The 19,441-nt window shown below is 64.4% G+C and carries 20 protein-coding genes; 10 read left to right on the plus strand and 10 right to left on the minus strand.

Going from position 1 to position 19,441, the window contains the following annotated elements; translation table 11 throughout:
- The first annotated feature begins 99 nt into the window (after positions 1–99).
- Both Q0D31_RS00285 and Q0D31_RS00290 read left to right on the plus strand, forming a co-directional pair.
- Entirely contained in the window at positions 100–975 is an 876-nt protein-coding gene (locus Q0D31_RS00285) for a DMT family transporter (protein WP_291846612.1), read from the plus strand.
- Positions 976–1,153: 178 nt separating this feature from the next.
- Positions 1,154–2,584 carry a caspase family protein gene (locus Q0D31_RS00290; protein WP_291846615.1) on the plus strand — a complete coding sequence of 477 codons (1,431 nt, stop codon included), beginning with the start codon at positions 1,154–1,156 and terminating at the stop codon, positions 2,582–2,584.
- A gap of 93 nt (positions 2,585–2,677) precedes the next feature.
- Here Q0D31_RS00290 and Q0D31_RS00295 read toward each other — a convergent pair whose 3' ends face one another.
- Complete coding sequence (locus tag Q0D31_RS00295; RefSeq protein ID WP_291842097.1) at positions 2,678–2,917, minus strand: BrnA antitoxin family protein; 240 nt, start codon at positions 2,915–2,917, stop codon at positions 2,678–2,680.
- 325 nt (positions 2,918–3,242) lie between these two features.
- Here Q0D31_RS00295 and Q0D31_RS00300 point away from each other — a divergent pair, with 325 nt between their 5' ends.
- Positions 3,243–3,458: a hypothetical protein gene (locus Q0D31_RS00300; protein ID WP_291842099.1), complete on the plus strand. Its 216-nt coding sequence runs from the start codon at positions 3,243–3,245 to the stop codon at positions 3,456–3,458.
- A gap of 3 nt (positions 3,459–3,461) precedes the next feature.
- Here the strand turns inward: Q0D31_RS00300 and tgt are convergent, their stop codons facing one another.
- Positions 3,462–4,595: a tRNA guanosine(34) transglycosylase Tgt gene (tgt, locus tag Q0D31_RS00305; protein WP_291842101.1), complete on the minus strand. Its 1,134-nt coding sequence runs from the start codon at positions 4,593–4,595 to the stop codon at positions 3,462–3,464.
- Between the two features lie 276 nt (positions 4,596–4,871).
- Here tgt and Q0D31_RS00310 point away from each other — a divergent pair, with 276 nt between their 5' ends.
- The 3 genes from Q0D31_RS00310 to Q0D31_RS00320 are packed head-to-tail and all read left to right on the plus strand — an operon-like array spanning position 4,872 to position 6,920.
- On the plus strand, positions 4,872–5,897 hold the full coding sequence (locus Q0D31_RS00310; RefSeq protein WP_291842103.1) for an aspartate-semialdehyde dehydrogenase: 1,026 nt from the start codon (positions 4,872–4,874) through the stop codon (positions 5,895–5,897).
- 19 nt (positions 5,898–5,916) lie between these two features.
- Positions 5,917–6,375, plus strand: coding sequence for a tautomerase family protein (locus tag Q0D31_RS00315; RefSeq protein WP_291842105.1), 459 nt, complete (start codon positions 5,917–5,919; stop codon positions 6,373–6,375).
- A gap of 53 nt (positions 6,376–6,428) precedes the next feature.
- On the plus strand, positions 6,429–6,920 hold the full coding sequence (locus tag Q0D31_RS00320; RefSeq protein ID WP_291842108.1) for a GNAT family N-acetyltransferase: 492 nt from the start codon (positions 6,429–6,431) through the stop codon (positions 6,918–6,920).
- Positions 6,921–6,991: 71 nt separating this feature from the next.
- On the opposite strand, the gene queA is transcribed toward Q0D31_RS00320, so the two are convergent.
- The 5 genes from queA to coaD all read right to left on the minus strand — a co-directional run bounded on the left by queA (position 6,992) and on the right by coaD (position 10,220).
- On the minus strand, positions 6,992–8,068 hold the full coding sequence (gene queA / locus Q0D31_RS00325) for a tRNA preQ1(34) S-adenosylmethionine ribosyltransferase-isomerase QueA (RefSeq protein WP_291842110.1): 1,077 nt from the start codon (positions 8,066–8,068) through the stop codon (positions 6,992–6,994).
- 139 nt (positions 8,069–8,207) lie between these two features.
- Positions 8,208–8,672 (minus strand): peptidylprolyl isomerase, encoded by a 465-nt coding sequence (locus tag Q0D31_RS00330; protein WP_291842112.1) that lies wholly within the window; start codon positions 8,670–8,672, stop codon positions 8,208–8,210.
- Entirely contained in the window at positions 8,648–9,088 is a 441-nt protein-coding gene (locus tag Q0D31_RS00335; protein WP_291842115.1) for a hypothetical protein, read from the minus strand. Before Q0D31_RS00335 ends, Q0D31_RS00330 begins: the two co-directional genes overlap by 25 nt.
- 4 nt (positions 9,089–9,092) lie before the next feature.
- A complete protein-coding gene (locus Q0D31_RS00340; protein WP_291842117.1) occupies positions 9,093–9,656 on the minus strand; it encodes a peptidylprolyl isomerase in 564 nt (187 codons plus the stop codon).
- Between the two features lie 66 nt (positions 9,657–9,722).
- Positions 9,723–10,220: a pantetheine-phosphate adenylyltransferase gene (gene coaD, locus Q0D31_RS00345; protein ID WP_291842119.1), complete on the minus strand. Its 498-nt coding sequence runs from the start codon at positions 10,218–10,220 to the stop codon at positions 9,723–9,725.
- Positions 10,221–10,498: 278 nt separating this feature from the next.
- On the opposite strand from coaD, the gene Q0D31_RS00350 reads away from it, so the two are divergent.
- Both Q0D31_RS00350 and Q0D31_RS00355 read left to right on the plus strand, forming a co-directional pair.
- The gene (locus Q0D31_RS00350; RefSeq protein WP_291842121.1) at positions 10,499–10,756 is read left to right on the plus strand and encodes a hypothetical protein; all 258 of its coding nucleotides are present in this window, start codon (positions 10,499–10,501) and stop codon (positions 10,754–10,756) included.
- A gap of 110 nt (positions 10,757–10,866) precedes the next feature.
- Complete coding sequence (locus Q0D31_RS00355) at positions 10,867–13,224, plus strand: ATP-binding protein (protein WP_291842124.1); 2,358 nt, start codon at positions 10,867–10,869, stop codon at positions 13,222–13,224.
- Positions 13,225–13,254: 30 nt separating this feature from the next.
- Here the strand turns inward: Q0D31_RS00355 and gyrA are convergent, their stop codons facing one another.
- The 3 genes from gyrA to Q0D31_RS00370 form a co-directional block, all read right to left on the minus strand.
- The gene (gene gyrA, locus Q0D31_RS00360; RefSeq protein WP_291842126.1) at positions 13,255–15,975 is read right to left on the minus strand and encodes a DNA gyrase subunit A; all 2,721 of its coding nucleotides are present in this window, start codon (positions 15,973–15,975) and stop codon (positions 13,255–13,257) included.
- Between the two features lie 188 nt (positions 15,976–16,163).
- Positions 16,164–16,562: a DUF2306 domain-containing protein gene (locus Q0D31_RS00365; RefSeq protein WP_291842128.1), complete on the minus strand. Its 399-nt coding sequence runs from the start codon at positions 16,560–16,562 to the stop codon at positions 16,164–16,166.
- A 265-nt stretch (positions 16,563–16,827) separates the two neighbouring features.
- Complete coding sequence (locus Q0D31_RS00370; protein ID WP_291842131.1) at positions 16,828–17,313, minus strand: single-stranded DNA-binding protein; 486 nt, start codon at positions 17,311–17,313, stop codon at positions 16,828–16,830.
- 397 nt (positions 17,314–17,710) lie between these two features.
- On the opposite strand from Q0D31_RS00370, the gene Q0D31_RS00375 reads away from it, so the two are divergent.
- Together Q0D31_RS00375 and Q0D31_RS00380 are read left to right on the plus strand one after the other, a co-directional pair.
- Positions 17,711–18,454 carry an outer membrane beta-barrel protein gene (locus Q0D31_RS00375; protein ID WP_291842132.1) on the plus strand — a complete coding sequence of 248 codons (744 nt, stop codon included), beginning with the start codon at positions 17,711–17,713 and terminating at the stop codon, positions 18,452–18,454.
- A gap of 226 nt (positions 18,455–18,680) precedes the next feature.
- Positions 18,681–19,337: an outer membrane protein gene (locus Q0D31_RS00380; RefSeq protein ID WP_291842134.1), complete on the plus strand. Its 657-nt coding sequence runs from the start codon at positions 18,681–18,683 to the stop codon at positions 19,335–19,337.
- Positions 19,338–19,441 lie beyond the last annotated feature (104 nt).

The following is a 19,441-nucleotide window of genomic DNA, read 5'->3' on the forward strand; positions in this document are numbered from 1 at the left end:
CCGCGCGGCCGCTGCGTCGCTGCGTCAGCGGATTTGCGCGTTGCAAATCAAAGCCCCCTCGCCGATACCAGCCTTCCCGAAATCTCCAGCGTCTGCTCCCTGCATGGATCACCTTCCAACTCCCTCGCCGCGCTATGGATGGCCGGCTGGCTGGCGCTGATGCTGATCATCGCCATCGCCGGCCGCGAGGCGATGCGCGAGATGAACGTGTTCCAACTGATGGAGGCGCGTTCGGTCCTCGGCTTTTTCATGCTTTATCCGCTGATCCGCTTGAGCGGCGGATTCAGCGTGGTCAGGACCACGCGGCTGCCGCAGCACATCGCGCGCAACCTCGTCCACTACGGCGCCCAGCTCGGGTGGTTCTTCGCCCTGACGCTGATCCCGATCGGCCAGGTGGTGGCGATCGAATTCACCATGCCGATCTGGACCGCGATCCTGGCCGCGATGTTTCTCGGCGAACGCATGACGACCTGGAAGATCGCCGCGATCGCGCTCGGGATTGTTGGTGTGGTCGTCATCGTCCGCCCGGCAACGGGAGAGGTCAATCCGGGGCAATTGATCGCGCTGGCAGCCGCGGTCGGTTTCGGAATTTCGGTCGCAATGGTGAAGTCGCTGACCCGCACCGAGCAGACGCTGGGGATCCTGTTCTGGATGCTGGTGGTGCAATCGGCGGCGGGCTTCTTTCCCGCGCTCTACGTCTGGACCTGGCCGCCGGCCCATGTCTGGGGGTGGGTCGTCGTGATCGCGTTCTGCGGCACCTTTTCTCATTACTGCATGGCGCGCGCGCTGCGGCACGCCGACGCCACCGTGGTGATCCCGATGGACTTCCTGCGGGTTCCCCTCACCGCCGCGGCCGGCTGGCTGATCTATTCGGAACGGCTGGACCTGTTGACGGTGCTGGGCGCCGCCCTGATCCTCACCGGCAATTTGCTGAACCTGAAACCCAATCCGGCTTCCGCGAGCGGCAAAACCTGAGCTTTTCGGCTGGCTGTGATCTGGATCACGTGCATGCTCCGGGGCGCCGCATATAGGAATTGTGGCAGAGGTTAGTCGATTCACACTGTTTTTTGTGGCGCGCAACGCTGGGGTTTTGTGTAGTCTGCCGCCAGCATTACAGCCAAGGCTCTTTCGATTCTGCCAGGGGGATTTCATGATCCGCTACCCAACCCTCATCCTGTCGATGATCTGCTTGGCCTTCACGGCCGGCGCCGCCTATGCCGAGAAGCGCGTCGCTTTCGTCGTCGGCAACGGCACCTACAAGAACGTCGCCCCGCTGCCCAATCCCTCCATTGACGCCAAGGCGATGGCCAGCGCGCTGCGCAACGTCGGATTCCAGGTGGTCGAAGGCACCAATCTCACGCGCGACAAGATGACCGAGCGGCTGCTCGACTTCGGCAAGAAGGCGCAAGGCGCCGACGTCGCGGTGTTCTTCTACGCCGGCCACGGCATCGCCGTCAGCGGCACCAATTATCTGCTGCCGATCGATGCCGACATCAAATCCGAGATGGACGTCAAGCTGGGCGCGGCCATCAATATCGACCTGACGCTTGAGCAGACCATGGGCGATGCCAAGGTCAAGCTGGTGTTCCTCGACGCTTGCCGCGACAACCCGTTCGCGGCCAAGATCAAATCCAACGCCGCAACCCGCAGCGTCAACGTGCAGACCGGCCTGGCCGAAATGAAGTCCGGCGAAGGCACCCTGATCGCGTTCGCGACCGGCCCCGGCCAGACCGCGCTCGACGGCCAGGAGGGCGCCAACAGCCCGTTCACGCGCGCGCTGCTCGCCAACCTCACCCAGCCCGGCGTCGAGATCCAGCAAGCGATGACCAAGGTTCGCGCCCAGGTCAACGAGGAGACCAACAAGGGTCAGTTGCCCTGGGGCCATACCAACCTGATCGGCGCGGTCTACCTCAACGGTGGCCCTGCGCCGTCGGCGGCCGCCGCATCGACCTCGGCTCCGACAGCCGTGGCGTCGCGGCCCGGCTCGGACGTCGAACTGGAGTTCTGGCGCTCGATCAAGGACTCCAACAAGCCGGAAGAATTCAACGCCTATCTCAGCAACTATCCCAACGGTCAGTTCAGGTCGCTGGCGCTGTCCCGGATCGCATCGCTGGAGAGCGGCGCCAAGGATTCCAATGCGACCCGCAATTTAAGCAAAGGCATCGATCCCGCGACCTTCAAGGATGAAGCGGACCAGACTACCGAGGACCAGATCGGCCTCGACAGGGGTCAGCGCCGCGACGTGCAGCGCCGCCTCACCGGGCTCGGTTTCGACACCAAGATCACGGGCCAGTTCGACCAATCGACCCGTTCCGTGATCGCCCGCTGGCAGGCCGCCCGCGGCTACCCCAAGAGCGGTTACCTCAACAGGCTTCAGCACAAGGCGCTGTTGACCGAGATCGTGGCGGCTCCGCCGACCGCGAGCACCGGCGAGGAGCCTGTCCGTCGCCGCGCCGCCCAACCGCAACGACAGCCGCAACAGCAGCCACCGCCGCAACAGCGTCAGCAGGCCATCAGCCCCGGCCCCGATCCTGCCGGCGCCGGCCGCTTCATCGGCGGCGTCGTGGGCGGCATGCTGCGGTAGAACGTTTTTCCAGCGAGCGTCGGCACGCGGCCTATCAACTGCAAAAGCCCGGGACCATCCCGGGCTTTTCCTGTTCCAGGACCATGCGACGTTCTATTTCCCGGCGGCCCGCCGCAGCGCCGCGTTGATCCGGTCCTGCCAGCCGGCGCCGCCTTCCTGGAAATATTCCAGCACGTCCTGATCGATGCGCAGCGAGACCAGCTCCTTCACGCCCGGAATGGCAGCCGACTTCGGTGGCGCTTCCGCCACCTTGGTCGTGGTGCGCTTGAACGCCGCCTCCGCTTCGCTGCGGGCATCGTTCAGGGTTCTCGGCCGCCTCGGCTGGTCCACCATCGCTCAATTTCCTTTAAACGGCACGGTGTAAACATAACGTTCGGAGAATGACGGTACGTGTGCGGTGCACTGCACGCGTACTGATGACGCCCGATCTCAACGCTCGCCGGCAATATTCACCGGGAATTCGCGGCTCCAGCTACTTAGGAGTTGACCGGGCCGTCGCGCAAGCCTGAAACGCCGGGGCGCGCATTCGCTGCACCGCAAACCAAAGCGTCTCCAAGTTTCGCTAAACCACCGCATTTGTGTTGCTGGATCGTCAAACAATTCCGTGTATACTTTAGCCGTGGGGAGCACTCAGGTTCAGAACGCAAAGGAGGTCACGATGCCAGCACTTGCTGCAATCAAGTCGACCGTCGCGTCCAGGCCCGACCCGCGTGGCTGTGATTTACCGACCTGCCCCGTTTGCGCGGACTCCATGGTCGCGGCCGAAGCTTCCGCCTACCTCAACGACCATTTGATCAGCTATCTCTGGACTTGCGACACCTGCGGTTACGGATTCGTGACCAAGCATTCGGTCAAGCGGTTCGTCTGCAACTGAGATCTATCTCGGAGCAATGTCACCGCGCGCCCATTGGGCGCGCGTTTGATTTTGGAACGCCGCGAACGCGCCGGCCCCGATCGCATCGCGCATGCCCTGCATCAGCTGCTGGTAATACGCCACATTGATCTCCGACAGCAGCATCGCCCCCAGCGTCTCGCCCGAACGCACCAGATGGTGCAGATAGGCGCGCGAGACGGTGCGCGCGGCGGGCCAGTCGCTCTCCTCGTCGAGCGGCCGCGGATCGTCGGCGTGGCGGGCGTTGCGCAGGTTGATCTGCCCGAAGCGGGTGAACGCCATGCCGTGCCGGCCGTTCCGGGTCGGCATCACGCAATCGAACATGTCGATGCCGCGCGCCACCGCCTCCAGCAGATCCTCGGGCGTGCCGACGCCCATCAGATAGCGCAGGCGATCATGGGGCAGCTCGGGTGCGGTTTCCTCGATCATCGCCAGCATCACCGCCTGCGGCTCGCCGACCGCAAGCCCGCCGATCGCGTAGCCATGGAAGCCGATCTCGACCAGGCCGCGCGCGCTGGCGTGGCGCAGCTCGGGGATGTCGCCTCCTTGCGCGATGCCAAACAGCATATAGCCTTCGGGGGCGCTCTCGAACGCGCGCCTGCTGCGCTCCGCCCAGCGCAGCGACAGCCGCATCGCACGCTCGATGTCGTCGCGCGCCGCCGGCAGCCTCACGCACTCGTCCATCTGCATCGCGATGTCTGAGCCCAACAGCCGCTGCACCTCGATCGAGCGCTCCGGCGACAGCTCGACCTTGGCGCCGTCGATATGCGAGCGAAACGTCACGGCGCGTTCGCTGACCTTGCGCAGCTCCGACAGCGACATCACCTGGAAGCCGCCGGAGTCTGTCAGCATCGGCCCGTTCCAGCCGGTGAAGGTCTGCAAGCCGCCGAGCGCGGCGATCCGTTCCGCCCCCGGCCGCAGCATCAGATGATAGGTGTTGCCAAGCACGATATCGGCGCCGGCGTCGCGCACCTCGCGCCAGTGCAGGCCCTTCATCGCGCCCGCGGTGCCGACCGGCATGAAGGCCGGCGTCCGCACCACGCCATGCGGCGTCGTCAGGCGGCCGGTACGGGCGGCGCCGTCAGTGGCGAGCAGTTCAAAATGGTTGGGAAGGCTCATGGGTGAGCTTATGGCGCGACACCGTCGCCCTGTTCAACCTCGTTCGCGCAGATTTTGGCCGCAAAACCCGTTGACGCCGGCCGCGCCCTGCCGCATAAATCCGCGCCATGACGATCTCGACCAAAGCGACCACGAAAACCAAAGCACCCTCCGGGGGCTCGGGAGCCGTGCGCGCGTAGTCGAACGATCGCATCATCCGAACCGAAGCCCCGCCTGATGAAGGACCGGGGCTTTTTTTATGGCCGCAGCTTCAAGCCAACCGAAAAGGACAGACCCGTGAGCCACGATCCCGTTGTTGCCATCGTCGGCGTGACCGGCGCCGTCGGCGCCGAATTCATCGCCACCATGGACAGGCGCCATTTCCGCGTCGGCAGCCTCAAGGCGCTGGCGAGCGCCCGCTCGGCCGGCAAGACCATCGACTTCCGCGGCCGCACGGTGGAGATCGAGGAACTCACGGAAGACTCCTTCAAGGGCGTCGATATCGCGCTGTTTTCGGCCGGCGGCGGCATTTCCCGCAAGTTCGCGCCCGCAGCGGTCCGGGCCGGCGCGGTGGTGGTCGACAATTCCTCGGCCTTCCGCATGGACCCTGACGTGCCGCTGGTGATCCCGGAGATCAACGCGGGCCGCATCCGCGACCACAAGGGCATCATCGCCAACCCGAACTGCTCGGCGATCACGGCGCTGGTGCCGTTGTGGCCGATCCACCAGGTCAATCGCATCAAGCGCGTCATCCTCTCGACCTATCAGGCCGCCAGCGGCGCGGGTGCCGCCGCCATGGAAGAGCTGGTGGAATCGACCCGCGCTCACCTCGAAGGGCGGCCGTTCACGCCCAAGGTGATCCCGCATCCCTATGCCTTCAACGTCTTCAGCCACAACACCGCGATCGATCCGGCGACCGGCTACAACGACGAAGAGACCAAGGTGATCAGGGAGACCCGCAAGATCTTCGAGGACGAGCGGATCGCCATCGGCGTCACCTGCGTGCGGGTGCCGGTGCTGCGCGCCCATTGCGAGGCGATCACCTTCGAGTGCGAAAACCCGATCACCGAGGACGAGGTGCGGGCCATCCTGGCCAACGCACCTGGCGTCAGGATCGTCGACGACCGGGCGAAGAACTACTTCCCGATGCCGATCGACGCCTCAGGCCAGGACGACGTGCTGGTCGGCCGCATCCGCCGGGATCTCAGCGATGCCTCCGGCCACTCGATCTCGATGTTCGTTTCCGCGGACCAGCTCCTCAAGGGCGCGGCGCTGAACGCGATCCAGATCGCGGAACTGCTGCCGCAGCGCGCAATGGCGTGAGGTACAATGCAAATGGGCAATGGCGTCCGCGTCGTGCTCCACCCTCAACCAGAACGTAGCGTTCGACAGGACCGGCGCGAAGGAAACCGTCATGCCAAGCACTCGGATCACGACCGGAACATGGGCTCGGGGCAGCGAAGCCAGGATCATTGACGCCATTCAGCAAGCCTTGCTCTCGGCACTGAAAATCCCGGAATACGACCGCGATGTCGTCCTCGATCTCTATGACGAGACTTGCCGGATCGTTCCAACCGGTCGATCGGACCGCTACACGCGCATCGAGATCGTCCTGTTTTCCGGGCGATCGCTCACGGCCAAGAAGGCCCTCTACGGCGCGGTGGTAGCCAACCTCTCCGCCCTCGGCGTGCCAGCGACGGCGATCAAGACCGTCCTGATCGAAGTCCCGCCCGACAATTGGGGCTTGCGCGGAGGACTGCCAGCGTCCGAACTTGACCTTGGATTCAGAGTTGATGTCTGACACGCACGCCCTGGTGAAACGCTGTCCAAACGCACTTGCATCGGAACATTTCGATGTCCGAGCAATCTGAAATCCGCGATCTGCATAGCGATACGAAGAGAGAAGCATTGCTGCGTTTGAATAACGCAAACGCTCGAGAGACCTCCCTGCTCACTTCAGAGCACTTCGATCGATTGATCAATTCCGCGCGTCTTGCGCTGTTCACCCCGCCTGCCGTCGCGCTGTTGCTCGCATTTGAAGACACCGACGACTACGATGGTGGTCATTTTCTTTGGTTTCGTGGCCGACTGGACCGGTTCCTTTACATAGACCGCGTGGTAGTCGCCGAAACTTGGCGGCGACACGGCCTCGCTCGAATTCTCTACGAGGACGTGTTCAAGCGCGCCATTCTTCTCGGTCACTCTCGGATCGTCTGCGAAGTGAACGTCCTGCCTCCGAATCCCGTATCAGACAAGTTTCATCAAGCGCTAGGCTTCGAGGAGATTGGCCGAGCGACCATCAACGGCGGCGCGAAAACCGTACGGTATCTCGCAGCGAATCTTTAGTTCGTAGGACAATGCGACCTCAGGATCGCGATTGATGGATGGTGGGGCGGCGCAAACGCGGCCTTGTCCACCTACTCCCGCGCCCGAAACAGCAAACACGCGTCGCCATAGGAATAGAACCGGTAGCCCGCCGCGATCGCATGCGCATAGGCCTGCTTCATCGCCTCCAGGCCCGAGAACGCCGACACCAGCATGAACAGCGTCGAGCGCGGCAGATGGAAGTTGGTCAAGAGGATATCGACCGCGCGAAAGCGATAGCCGGGCGTGATGAAGATCGAGGTCTCGCCGTCGAACGGCTGGATCGTGCCGTCTTCCGCGACGGCGCTCTCCAGCAGCCGCAGCGAGGTGGTGCCGACCGCGACGATGCGGCCACCCTTGGCGCGGGCGGCGTTCAGTGCCGCGGCGGTCGTGGCCGAGATCGAGCCCCATTCGGCGTGCATCCGGTGTGCGGATATCTCGTCCACCTTGACCGGCAGGAAGGTCCCTGCCCCGACATGCAGGGTCAGCCGGTGAAGCTCGACGCCGCGGCCGCGCAGGACCGCCTCCAGCGCCGGCGTGAAATGCAGTCCGGCGGTTGGCGCGGCAACCGCGCCGTCGTTGGTCGCGAACATGGTCTGGTAGTCCGCGGCGTCGCGGTCGTCCGGCGTACGCCTTGCGGCGATATAGGGCGGCAGCGGCGGCGCGCCGAGATCCGCGATCGCCTGATCGAGCGCCGGTCCGTGCAACGAGAACGACAGCGTGATCTCGCCCTCCTCGCCCTTGGCCTCGACCTCGGCGTCGAGATGACCGAGCAGGCAGACCCTGCCTTCAGCGCCGAAGCGAACCACGTCGCCTTGCGCGAGCTTACGGGCGGGCTTGACCAGCGCCTGCCAGCGCGATCCATCCAGCCGCTTGATCAGCGTCGCCTCGATCTTCGGCTCGCTGTCGCGGCCGATGCGGCGTCCCTTGAGCTGGGCGGAGATCACCCTGGTGTCGTTGACGACAAGCGCGTCGCCGGGCTCCAGCCACTCCGGCAGGTCGCGGACGCTGCGATCGCGCAAGACGCCGTCGGCCTGGATCACCAGCAGCCGCGCGGAATCGCGCGGGCTTGCGGGCCGTAGCGCGATGCTGGCAGGCGGCAGTTCAAAGTCGAAGAGATCGGTGCGCATGGCAGGTTGCGCCTAACTCACTTGGCGTCATTCCGGGGCGCATCGAAGATGCGAACCTCAGATGCGCAATTGCGCATCGGGGAATCTCGAGATTCCGGATTGCCGCGCGTCGCGCGGCCTCCGGAATGACGCAGCAAAATCAAGCCGCGTCCGCGGCCATACGCGCCTTGACGATCTTGTCGGGGTTCTGAACCGGCTCGCCGCGCTTGATCTTGTCGACGTTCTCCATGCCTGAGGTGACCTTGCCCCAGACCGTGTACTGGCCGTTGAGGAAGGCCGCGTCGTCGAAGCAGATGAAGAACTGGCTGTCGCCGGAATCCGGGCTCGCGGCGCGCGCCATCGAGGTGGTGCCACGCACATGCGGCTCCTTGTTGAACTCCGCCTTCAGCTTCTGGCCGGAGCCGCCGGTGCCGGTGCCCTGCGGGCAGCCGGTCTGCGCCATGAAGCCCTCGATCACGCGATGGAACACGATGCCGTCGTAAAATCCCTCGCGCACCAGTTCCTTGATGCGGGCGACATGGCCTGGCGCCAGGTCGGGCCGCATTTCGATCGACACGGGGCCCTGGGTGGTTTCAAGGATCAGGATGTTTTCTGTATCAGCCATGCTCTTTTCTCTTCCGTTTTGGGTGGACGTTTGCGGGTTCTGAAGGAGACCGCGAAAGGCCGGCCGGCAACCGCGCCGCCCAGTCCCTCGGTAAATGGCAACGGCGTGCACCGCTGCAACGTCTCCATGACGGCGATCCGGTACGCGAGGCGGTCGTTGTCGCTGGCCTTCTCGGATTCATAGGTGACCTTGGGCTGGCCGAGAATGGCGCCGGTGCGGTTGAAGCTGACGATGACCGTGATGTCCATCGGGTCGGCACGTGAGACCGGAGGCGGTTTCCAGCATGCGTGCAATCTGGCGAATACGTCCTTGATGGTGTCGATCTGTTGCGGCTGCGCAGATGCCGACCCGCCAAAGGCAAGCCACAGCACTGCCGCGGCAAACCAGCGATTTGGCTTGCTGCGCAGCGTCGCCATGGCCTCACTTGACGTCGGAGGCGACTTGCACCTTCACCATCTTGTCGGGGTCGGTCACTGCACCGCCGGACGAACCGGGCGGCGCCTTCTTCAGCTTGTCGACCACCTCCATGCCCGACACGACTTCGCCGATCACGGTGTACTGGCCGTTCAGGCTGGAGCCTTCGGCGAACATGATGAAGAACTGCGAGTTCGCACTGTCCACGCTGTCGCCGCGCCTTGCCATGCCGACGATGCCGCGCGTGAACGGCACCTTGGAGAACTCCTGTTTCAGGTTCGGATATTTCGAGCCGCCGGTGCCGTTGAAGTTCTGGCCGTCGCCGGTCTGCGCCATGAAGCCGTCCATCACCCGGTGGAACGGCACGTTGTTGTAGTAGCCCTCGCGGGCGAGCTGCTTGATGCGCTCGGCATGCTGGGGCGCGATGTCGGCCCGCAGCTTGATCACGATGCGCCCCTTGGTGCTGTCGATGACGATCGCGTTGGCCTTGTCGAGATTGGCGGGCAGCGGCTGCGCAATCGCGGGAGCCGCACAGGCGAGCGCGGCGACGAGGGCGAGAATTCGGATCATGAAAACTCCGTCAGGTTCAGCAGGGATCGGTGGAACAGGCAACCGTTTCGATCGCCGGCAGCGGCGCTAGCCGCCGAATTTGGTCTTCAGTTGGGCTGCCACTGACGGCGGCACAAACGCGGATACGTCGCCGCCCATGGCGGCGATTTGCCGTACCAGTGTGGCGGTGATCGGGCGGACCGCAACCGAGGCCGGCAGGAACACCGTATGGATCTCAGGCGCCATGGTTTCGTTCATGCCCGAAATCTGCATCTCGTAGTCGAGGTCGGTGCCGTCGCGCAGACCGCGGATCATGAGGGTGGCGCCGGCCTTCTGGGCCGCCGTGACGGTCAGATTGTCGTAGGTGGTGGCCTCGAAGGCGCAGCCGGCCCTGGCGGCGACCGGGCCGAACGCCGCCCGCACCATGTCCAGGCGCTCCTCGGTCGAAAACAGCGGCTTCTTGCCGGGGTGAACGCCGATGGCGACGATCAGGCGGTCGCACAGGCTGACCGCGCCCTGGACCACGTCCAGATGGCCGTTGGTAACGGGATCAAACGAGCCGGGATAAAGCGCGACACGGGGCATGAACCCCTCTACCCCGCCCGAGACGGCCCGGCAAGCCGGCCGCGAACGTTCCACGGGGGAGTCACCTTTTATTTCCGGTCGGCCACTGAACCTGTTCCAGGTCCAAAGCGTCTTCCTTGCGAGCGGGCAATGTTTCGCCGGCCAATGGCCGATGAAACAAAACACAGCGCGGACGAAACCATTTCCGGAGCCGGCGAAAGCAGCCGGAAATGTGCGCTGGTTAAAAGTCCGATCAACTAAACGACGGGGCCGCCAAGGCCCCATGACAGGGGACCGTCATGATCAAGGCTTGCTCTGCCATCGCGGCTGCCGCTCTCGTATCTGCCGCGCTCACCGTGCTGCCCGGGTTCGCACCGGAGGTTGCAGCCAGTGTTCCGCAGGCGCTTGCCAAGGGCGACCGGCTGGACATTCGAAACCCGGGCAAGGACTGCTCTCAGCAGGCTTGGCCGAATTTTGAGGCCTCCTGCCTCCGCGTTGTCGGCTCCAAAACTGTCGTCCACGACGCCCGTGTCGTTACTGCCGATCGCCGGCCCTGAAGGCTCCCTAAAGGGAACTCTCGGAACGGACTCGCCCACGCTGCTCGTTTGCGGGCCGTCGCGCGTCCTGGTTTGACGCCGCGAACGCGCCCGAATACTCTAATTTTGTAATGTCTTACCAGTTCAGGTCGCGTTCTGCCGCGCTGTTGAGCCGTCTGTCGCTGGCTCAGCAGCTTTTTCTGCTCGTGTTGGCGTCGGCGCTGCCGCTGCTGCTTCTATCGCTTTTCATGTTCAACCTGCTGGTTGCCAACGAGCGCGCCTCGATCCGGCAAACCCTGCTTGCCAATGCCAAGACGCTGGCTGGCTTCGTCGACAATGAGATCGACACCCATGCGACCATCGCCTCGACCCTGGCCCGGTCGCCGGCCCTTCAGAACGGCAACATCGAAGAGTTTCGGCACGAAGCCGAGCGCGCCCTCGAGTTCCTGCCTGGCGCCTGGCTCTTGGTCAGTACGCCCGGCGGCGACGTCGTGCTGAACACGCTCAGGCCTGCCGGAGAGGCGCTGCCCAGGCATATCGCGCCGGCCATCATTCAGCGCGGCTTTGCCGAACGAAAATGGCAGGTCGCAGATTTGAACTTCAGTCCCATCGCCCAGCAATGGACGACCTTCGTCGAGGTGCCGGTTTTTCGCGACGGGGTGCCCCTGTACTCGATCGCCGTCACCGTGCTGCCGTCTCGCTTCCTCGAAATGCTGACGACGAGCCAGTTCACACACGGCCAAGTAGCTGCGATCATCGACCGCAACAAGAAGTTTGTCGCCCGCGTCCCCGATAACGAGAACCGGATTGGAACCCTGGCCAGCGAGGGTTGGCGCGGCGGCATCGCTCGAAATCCAACCGGCTGGGTCGAGAACAAGACCGTGGAGGGCGATTGGAGTCTCACGGGCTACGCCCAGACCCAGCACGGTTGGACCGCAGGCATCGCCCGGCTTGACGCCGACATCAACGAGCCGCTGCGTCGGATTTTCTGGTCGACGGCGCTGGCCGCGGCGTTGTTGATGGCGCTGAGCCTGGTTCTGGCAGCGGTGACGGGTCGCCACGCCATCCGCGGCATGACGGCACTGGCGGCGGCCGCCCGTCAGGTGGGCGAGGGACAGATCATAGCGCCACCCGTGCCGCCCTTTGCCGAAGCCGCCACCATCGGCGCGACCCTTGCGGACGTGTCCCGCGAGTTGAAGCGGCGCGGCGACCTCATCACCGCGCATCGCGACCGGCTCGAGATCGAGGTCGCGCAACGGACCGCCGAACTGACCGCCGAGACGCGGCAGCGGCAGGAAACCGAAAACACCTTGCGGCAAGTCCAGAAGATGGAATCCATCGGCCAGTTGACCGGCGGCATCGCCCACGACTTCAACAACATGCTGACAATCGTGATGGGAAATCTCGACACCTTGCAGCGCCGGATCAAGTCAATCGACAATTCAACGGCGCTGAGCAAGCCGATCGAAGCGGCGCTTCAGGGCGCCCGGAACGCCGCCAAACTGACCCATCGGCTGCTGGCGTTTTCGCGCCAGCAAACCCTCGAGCCGGTGTCGTTGAACCTCAACGCCGTCGTCGCGGGCCTTTCCGATCTGCTGGCCAGGACCGTTGGCGAGGCCACCAAGCTCGAGGTTGTTGCCGGCGTCGGCCTGTGGTCGACCTTCGCCGATCTCAACCAGATCGAAAACACCCTGGTCAACCTCGCGGTCAACGCCCGCGATGCGATGGAGGAAGGCGGCAAACTGACGATCGAAACCGCCAACACCTATCTGGATGAGGCCTATGTCACCCGCTTTGGTGATCTGAAGGCCGGTCAGTATGTCATGCTCAGTGTCAGCGACACCGGGACCGGGATCGCCCCCGATATGCTGGAACGGGTTTTCGAGCCGTTCTACACCACCAAGGAGCCCGGCAAGGGCACCGGCCTCGGGCTCGCCATGGTCTATGGCTTCGTCAAGCAATCCCAGGGCCATGTCCGCATCTACAGCGAGCCGGGGCTTGGAACCGCGGTCAAGATCTACCTGCCCCGGCATATCGAGCCGGCGGTCAGCGCGCACCCGCAAGGCGCAGCCGTTCCCGATGACAGCCCTGCCCGCCCCGCCATTCCCGGCGAAACCATCCTGCTGGTCGAGGATGATCCAGGGGTCAGAGAGTACGCCGTCGGCGTGCTGGAGGATCTGGGCTACCGCGTGCGCGCCGCCGCCAGCGGCGCCGAGGGCCTTGCCATCGCCCGCGAGCCCGGTCGCATCGACCTGCTGTTCACCGATGTCGTCCTTGGTGGCGGCATGAGCGGCCGTCAGCTGGCCGAGCAAGTGTCTGAGCTTCGCCCGACATTGCCGGTGCTGTTCACGACCGGCTACACCCGCAACGCCGTCGTGCATCACGGTCGCCTCGATTCCGGCGTCAACCTGCTGAACAAGCCCTACACGCAGCGCGACCTCGCCCACAAGGTGCGCGCGCTGCTCGACGCCGGACCGCCGCAGGACTGACCGGCGCGGCGGCCAGCCAATCCCGCGCCGTCAGCCGCCGTTGCCGTTCTCGGCGTCCTCGCCGATATGCTCGACCGAGACCACGTGCTCGTCCTCGGCGGTGTCGAACACGATGACGCCCTGGGTCGAGCGGCCGGCAATCCTTATGCCCTCGACTGGACAGCGGATCAGCTGGCCCTTGTCGGTCACCAGCATGATCTGGTCGGATTCCTCGACCGGGAACGAGGCCACCAGCTTGCCGTTGCGGTTGTTGACGTTCATCGCGACAATGCCTTTGCCGCCGCGGCCGGTGGTGCGGTATTCGTAGGACGAGGTGCGCTTGCCGTAGCCGTTGACCGACACCGTCAGCACCACCTGTTCCTGCGCCGACATCTCGACATAGCGTTCCGAGGAGAGCTGGATCGCATCCGAGGCTTCCTCGCCCTCGGCATCGACCGCCTCTTCGGCCGCGGCCTCGCCGGCGACCGCGCGGCGCATCTTCAGATAGGCGGCGCGCTCGTCCGAAGTCGCCTCGACATGCCTGAGGATCGAAAGCGAGATCAAGGTGTCGTTTTCGGCCAGCGCGATGCCTCGCACGCCCATCGAGGTGCGGCCGGTGAAGACGCGGACATCGGTGACCGGGAAGCGGATGCACTGGCCGCCGGCCGCGGTCAGCAGCACGTCGTCGCGCTCGGTGCAGATCTGGACGTCGACGATCGCCTCGCCCTCGCCGAGTTTCATGGCGATGATGCCGGAGCGGCGGACGTCGACGAAGTCGGACAGCTTGTTGCGGCGGACTGTGCCGCCGGTCGTGGCGAACATCACGTCGAGATTGCCCCAGGAGGATTCATCCTCCGGCAGTGGCATGATGGTGGTGATGCGCTCGCCCTGCTCCAGCGGCAGGATGTTGATCAGCGCCTTGCCGCGCGCGTTCGGCGCCGCCACCGGCAGCCGCCAGACCTTCTCCTTGTAGACCTGGCCGCGCGAGGAGAAGAACAGCACCGGCGTATGGGTCGAGGCCACGAACAGCCGGGAGACGAAGTCCTCATCGCGGGTCTGCATGCCGGCGCGGCCCTTGCCGCCGCGCCGCTGCGCGCGGTAGGTCGAGAGCGGCACGCGCTTGACATAGCCGGCGTGCGAGACCGTGACCACCATGTCCTCGCGCTGGATCAGGTCCTCGTCCTCGACCTCGCCCTCCTGCTCCATGATGACGGTGCGGCGCGGGGTCGCGAACTTGTCCTTTACATCAGCCAGTTCAGCCTTGACGATCGCCTGCACGCGGGCGCGCGAGCGCAGGATGTCGAGATAGTCGGCGATCTCCACCGCCAGCCGGTCGAGCTCTTCGGAAATCTCCTCGCGGCCGAGCGCTGTCAGCCGCTGCAGGCGCAGTTCGAGAATGGCCTTGGCCTGCTCCAGCGACAGCCGCGCGGTGCCGTCGGGCGCCATACGGTGGCGGGGGTCGTCGATCAGCGTAATCATGGCCTCGACGTCGCGCGCCGGCCAGTCGCGCGACATCAGGGTGTCGCGCGCGGTGTTCGGGTCGGGCGAGGTTCGGATTACGCGGATGATCTCGTCGATGTTGGCGACCGCGATCGCCAGGCCGACCAGGATGTGGGCGCGGTCGCGCGCCTTGTTGAGCAGGAACTTGGTCCGCCGCGTGATCACCTGTTCGCGGAAGGCGATGAACAGGGTCAGCAGATCCTTCAGGTTCATCGTCTGCGGACGGCCGGAATCCAGCGCCAGCATGTTGGCGGGAAAATTCGATTGCAGCGGCGTGAAGCGGTAGAGCTGGTTGAGCACCACGTCGGCCACCGCTTCGCGCTTCAGCTCGATAACGACGCGGAAGCCGTCACGGTCGGATTCGTCGCGCAGGTCGGAGATGCCCTCGATCTTCTTTTCGCGCACCAGTTCAGCGATCCGCTCGACCATGGTGGCCTTGTTCACCTGGTAGGGAATTTCGCTGATGATGATCGCTTCGCGGTCTTTCCGGAGGGTGTCGATCCTGACCTTGCCGCGCATCACGATCGAGCCGCGGCCGAGGTGATAGGCTGAGCGAATGCCCTGGCGTCCGAGGATGATGCCGCCGGTCGGAAAATCCGGTCCCGGAATGATGTTGATGAGATCGTCGATCCCGAGCGCGGGGTCGTCGATCAGCGCGGCGCAGGCGTCGATCACCTCGCCCAGATTGTGCGGCGGGATGTTGGTCGCCATGCCGACCGCGATGCCGCCGGCGCCGTTGACCAGAAGGTTGGGGAATTTCGCCGGCAGCACCGAGGGTTCCCGCTCGGAGCCGTCATAGTTCGGCTGGAAGTCGACGGTGTCCTTGTCGATGTCGCCAAGAACTTCCAGCGCCGATTTGGTCAGCCGCGCTTCGGTGTATCGATAGGCCGCGGGCGGATCGCCATCGACCGAGCCGAAATTGCCCTGGCCGTCGACCAGCGGCACGCGCATGGAGAAATCCTGCGCCATCCGCACCATCGCGTCGTAAATCGACTGGTCGCCGTGCGGATGATATTTGCCGATGACGTCGCCGACGACGCGGGCGGATTTGACGTACTTCTTGTCGGGCGTGTGGCCCTGCTCGTACATTGAATAGAGGATGCGACGATGGACCGGCTTGAGTCCGTCGCGCGCGTCCGGCAGCGCCCGCGACACGATCACGCTCATGGCGTAATCGAGGTAGGAGCGCTTCATCTCGTCGAGGATGGAAACGGGACGGATATCGGACGGCGCCGGCGGCTCGCCCGGCTTCTCATCTTCAGGTTTGGACAAAGGGGGAATCCGGTCAGTTCAGCTGGGAATCATATAGCTTATCCGGGTTCCAAAAACCACCCCGTAGCAGGTTCGCGGCGCCGTTTTTACCCTCGTTTTTTCAGAGACTTACCGGACCGACCGGCGGCCCGCGGCGGCACCGGTTCCTGGCAGCCCAAAGGGACCTCCGAAAGCGTCCGGCTTGGCTTCTAGGGACCGAAAACCACGGCGTGCATAATCCGCCCGGGCATGAAGGTGAACAGTCCGGCCACCACCAGCGCGCCGACAAAAATCGAGGTCATTGTGATCCCGTGGCCGCGGACATTGTGCCGCCGCGCGTACCACACGCCTGTCACCAGCATCATCGGCGCGAAGATCGAGAGCAGATGAATCGGACTCCAGGGACCCCACAGCCTGATTTCATGGATCCAGAACGAGCTCGCCGACACGACGGCCATCAGGCCGATCCAGATCCAGCCGAGGGTCCGGTGCGGCAGCGTTCCCTTTGGCGCGGTAAACTGCACGAGGCCGAGCGCAAAGGCGCCCATTGCGGCAAACGCGTGAACGGGGATCGCCGGAGCGGCGGTCAACAGCGGTTCGAGCGACATCAAATACTCCCGGATGCATATCCAAGCCTGCGGATGCAGGCAGACCAACCTCATGTAAGGATCGTTTACATTTATCTTTCCATTGTCAAGATCAATTGAAGCCATTGCCGATGGGCGGATCAGCTGGCGGGCCCGGCAACTTCACTCGGCAAGAGGCTGCGGAGGCATGGTGGGCGCGCACGATTCAGCACTCGGCCGGGTTGACCCCGACCCAACGTCTTCACAGCCATTTTCGCGGTATGGTGCTGTGTTGCTGCGCCTGCGCTCAGAACGGAATGTCGTCGTCCATGTCGCTACTGCGACCGCCGGCGGCGACCGCCCGCTTCGGCGCCGAGCTGACCGGTCCGCTTGAGCCGAAATCGCCTGACTCGTCGGCCCCCATGCCGCCCCCACCGCCGCTGCGGCCGTCGAGCATCGTCAGCGTCGAGTTGAAGCCCTGCAGCACCACCTCGGTCGAGTATTTCTCGACCCCGCTCTGGTCGGTCCATTTGCGCGTCTGCAGCGCGCCCTCGAGGTAAACCTTGGCGCCCTTCTTGAGGTATTGTTCGGCGACCTTGCAGAGACCCTCGTTGAAGATCACGACCCGGTGCCACTCGGTCTTTTCCTTGCGCTCGCCGGTATTCTTGTCGCGCCAGGTCTCCGAGGTCGCGACGCTGAGATTGGCGATCGGCCGCCCGTCCTGGGTGCGCCGGATTTCCGGATCCTTGCCGAGATTGCCGACCAGAATCACCTTGTTTACGCTTCCCGCCATCGCTGCTCTCCACTCGAAATATCCGGCAAAACACGGGCTCCGCCGCAGGCCACCCGGATCGGACCCTATACGCCCGCCAGCGCCGAGGGCTCAGCGATCCCTCGGCAGACCCGCGGTTATCCACATATAGCATCGCCCGCGCAGATGTTCCAGCTTTGTTCCCGTCCTTTCCAGCTCCGTTCGCGAGGGAAGCCCGACCTTGCCCGGGCGACCTTAATAGCTAAACAAATCATTAACTTGAGGGTCTGGAATTGGTTCGCGAGTGTTGCATTCGGGAGACGGCGCTGGCGACAACATTGGGCTATAGCTTTCCCCATCAGCGCGGCGCTCGCGCCTACATCCAACGCTTCGGGACCAACGAGAAGCGAACAAGAGTTTTAGAGTTGGAGTTTCGACGATGAAGAAGTTTCTGCTGGGTGTAGTCGCCCTCGTTGCGCTGGCGGCCCCCGCGGCCGCCGCCGACCTTGCGGCGCGTCCCTACGCCAAGGCGCCTCCGATGATCGCCGCCCTCTACAACTGGAGCGGCTTTTACGTCGGCGCCAATGGCGGCTGGGGATCAAGCCACAAATGCTGGGACTTCCTGCCGGTTGCCGGCGGCGTCTCTCCCGAGGGCTGCCATAACGCAACCGGCGGCGTCGCCGGTGGCCAGATCGGTTACCGCTGGCAGGCCGGCACCTGGGTGTTCGGTCTTGAGGGCCAGGGCAACTGGGCTGACCTGAAGGGCCGCAACCGCAGCACGCTCAACCCGCTGCTCGACAATGAATCGAAGATCGACGCGTTCGGGCTGTTCACCGGCCAGATCGGCTACGCCGCCAACAACGTCTTGCTCTACGTCAAGGGCGGCGCGGCCGTGACATCCGATCGCTTCCGCACCTTCAACACCGGCACCGGCGTCGTGGCAGCGACCACCGGCGACGACACCCGCTGGGGCGGCGCGGTCGGCGTCGGCGTCGAATTCGGCTTCGCGCCGAACTGGTCGGCCGGCGTCGAATACGATCATCTGTTCATGCAGAACCGCAACCACACCTTCACCACGCCGGCCGGCGCCGTCGTCGGCACCGATCGCATCGGCCAGGACGTCGATCTCGTCACCGTGCGGGTCAACTACCGCTGGGGCGGCCCGGTGATGCCGAAGTACTGAGCCTCCATTTTCCAGCGAACCGAATAGAGAAAAAGCCGGCCTCGCGCCGGCTTTTTGCTGGTCCGGTCCGCAGCTGACCTCGGCCCGCCAAGGTTGTCGCGACCGTGTATTCGAGCGGCTGTGGTATTTCCGCGACAGCCTTTTCAGCACGCCTGGTCTAGGGTTTTCAGCAACCTCAAATAGTCGCATGGGGCCAGTGCAGTTGCGTACCGCGAAAGGAAATAACGTGAAGAAATTTCTGCTGACAACCACCGGTTTGATCGCGCTTGCGATCGTCCCGGCGAATGCCGCGGACCTTGGCGCCCGGCCCTATGCGAAGGCGCCCGCCGCGGCGATCGCGATCAACAACTGGACCGGTTTCTACCTCGGCGCGATGGGCGGCTACGCCCAGGAAAACAGCTCGGGCGTGGGTACGCTCAGCGGCGGCTTCGCCGGCGGCACCGCTGGCTACAATTGGCAGGCCGGCAACCTCGTGTTCGGCATCGAAGCCGATGCCGCCTGGGCGGACGTCGGCGCGACCGTCGGCATTCCGGGACTGGTTTCGGTCACCGACACCATTCGCTCGATGGGCACCGTTCGTGGCCGCGTCGGCTACGCCTTTGACCAGGTCCTGCTCTACGGCACCGGCGGTTACGCCTGGATCGACAACCGCCTCACGGCGACGCTGCTCGGCGTCGGCCTCTCGGATAGCCAATTCCATTCCGGCTGGACCGCCGGCGTCGGTGTCGAGGTCATGTTCGCACCGAGATGGTCGGTCAAGGCTGAGTACCTCTATCGCAGCCTGCAAGGTGAAACCTACTTTGCCGGCAACATCCCGGGCGGCGTTTCGACCGGAACAATGAACCTGAACAGCTTTCAGGTCGGCGTGAACTATCATTTCTAGAGCTCCCTGCTGAAACTGCCGCCTCCGTTCCGCTCAGCCGGGACGGAGGCGTTTGTTTTTCGGGGCTGCGTTCGATCGGCGCCGCTGCCACCTGCCGCCAAGAC

The sequence above is a fragment of the Bradyrhizobium sp. genome, assembly GCF_022844465.1.
Classification (GTDB): domain Bacteria; phylum Pseudomonadota; class Alphaproteobacteria; order Rhizobiales; family Xanthobacteraceae; genus Bradyrhizobium.

Bases quoted from the DNA above. Each gene is read 5' to 3' on its own strand.
- Q0D31_RS00295 (WP_291842097.1), bottom strand. From the start codon at position 2,917: ATGGTGGACCAGCCGAGGCGGCCGAGAACCCTGAACGATGCCCGCAGC.
- Q0D31_RS00300 (WP_291842099.1), top strand. From the start codon at position 3,243: ATGCCAGCACTTGCTGCAATCAAGTCGACCGTCGCGTCCAGGCCCGAC.
- tgt (WP_291842101.1), bottom strand. From the start codon at position 4,595: ATGAGCCTTCCCAACCATTTTGAACTGCTCGCCACTGACGGCGCCGCC.
- Q0D31_RS00315 (WP_291842105.1), top strand. From the start codon at position 5,917: ATGGCGTCCGCGTCGTGCTCCACCCTCAACCAGAACGTAGCGTTCGAC.
- Q0D31_RS00320 (WP_291842108.1), top strand. From the start codon at position 6,429: ATGTCCGAGCAATCTGAAATCCGCGATCTGCATAGCGATACGAAGAGA.
- queA (WP_291842110.1), bottom strand. From the start codon at position 8,068: ATGCGCACCGATCTCTTCGACTTTGAACTGCCGCCTGCCAGCATCGCG.
- Q0D31_RS00330 (WP_291842112.1), bottom strand. From the start codon at position 8,672: ATGGCTGATACAGAAAACATCCTGATCCTTGAAACCACCCAGGGCCCC.
- Q0D31_RS00335 (WP_291842115.1), bottom strand. From the start codon at position 9,088: ATGGCGACGCTGCGCAGCAAGCCAAATCGCTGGTTTGCCGCGGCAGTG.
- Q0D31_RS00340 (WP_291842117.1), bottom strand. From the start codon at position 9,656: ATGATCCGAATTCTCGCCCTCGTCGCCGCGCTCGCCTGTGCGGCTCCC.
- coaD (WP_291842119.1), bottom strand. From the start codon at position 10,220: ATGCCCCGTGTCGCGCTTTATCCCGGCTCGTTTGATCCCGTTACCAAC.
- Q0D31_RS00350 (WP_291842121.1), top strand. From the start codon at position 10,499: ATGATCAAGGCTTGCTCTGCCATCGCGGCTGCCGCTCTCGTATCTGCC.
- Q0D31_RS00355 (WP_291842124.1), top strand. From the start codon at position 10,867: ATGTCTTACCAGTTCAGGTCGCGTTCTGCCGCGCTGTTGAGCCGTCTG.
- Q0D31_RS00365 (WP_291842128.1), bottom strand. From the start codon at position 16,562: ATGTCGCTCGAACCGCTGTTGACCGCCGCTCCGGCGATCCCCGTTCAC.
- Q0D31_RS00370 (WP_291842131.1), bottom strand. From the start codon at position 17,313: ATGGCGGGAAGCGTAAACAAGGTGATTCTGGTCGGCAATCTCGGCAAG.
- Q0D31_RS00375 (WP_291842132.1), top strand. From the start codon at position 17,711: ATGAAGAAGTTTCTGCTGGGTGTAGTCGCCCTCGTTGCGCTGGCGGCC.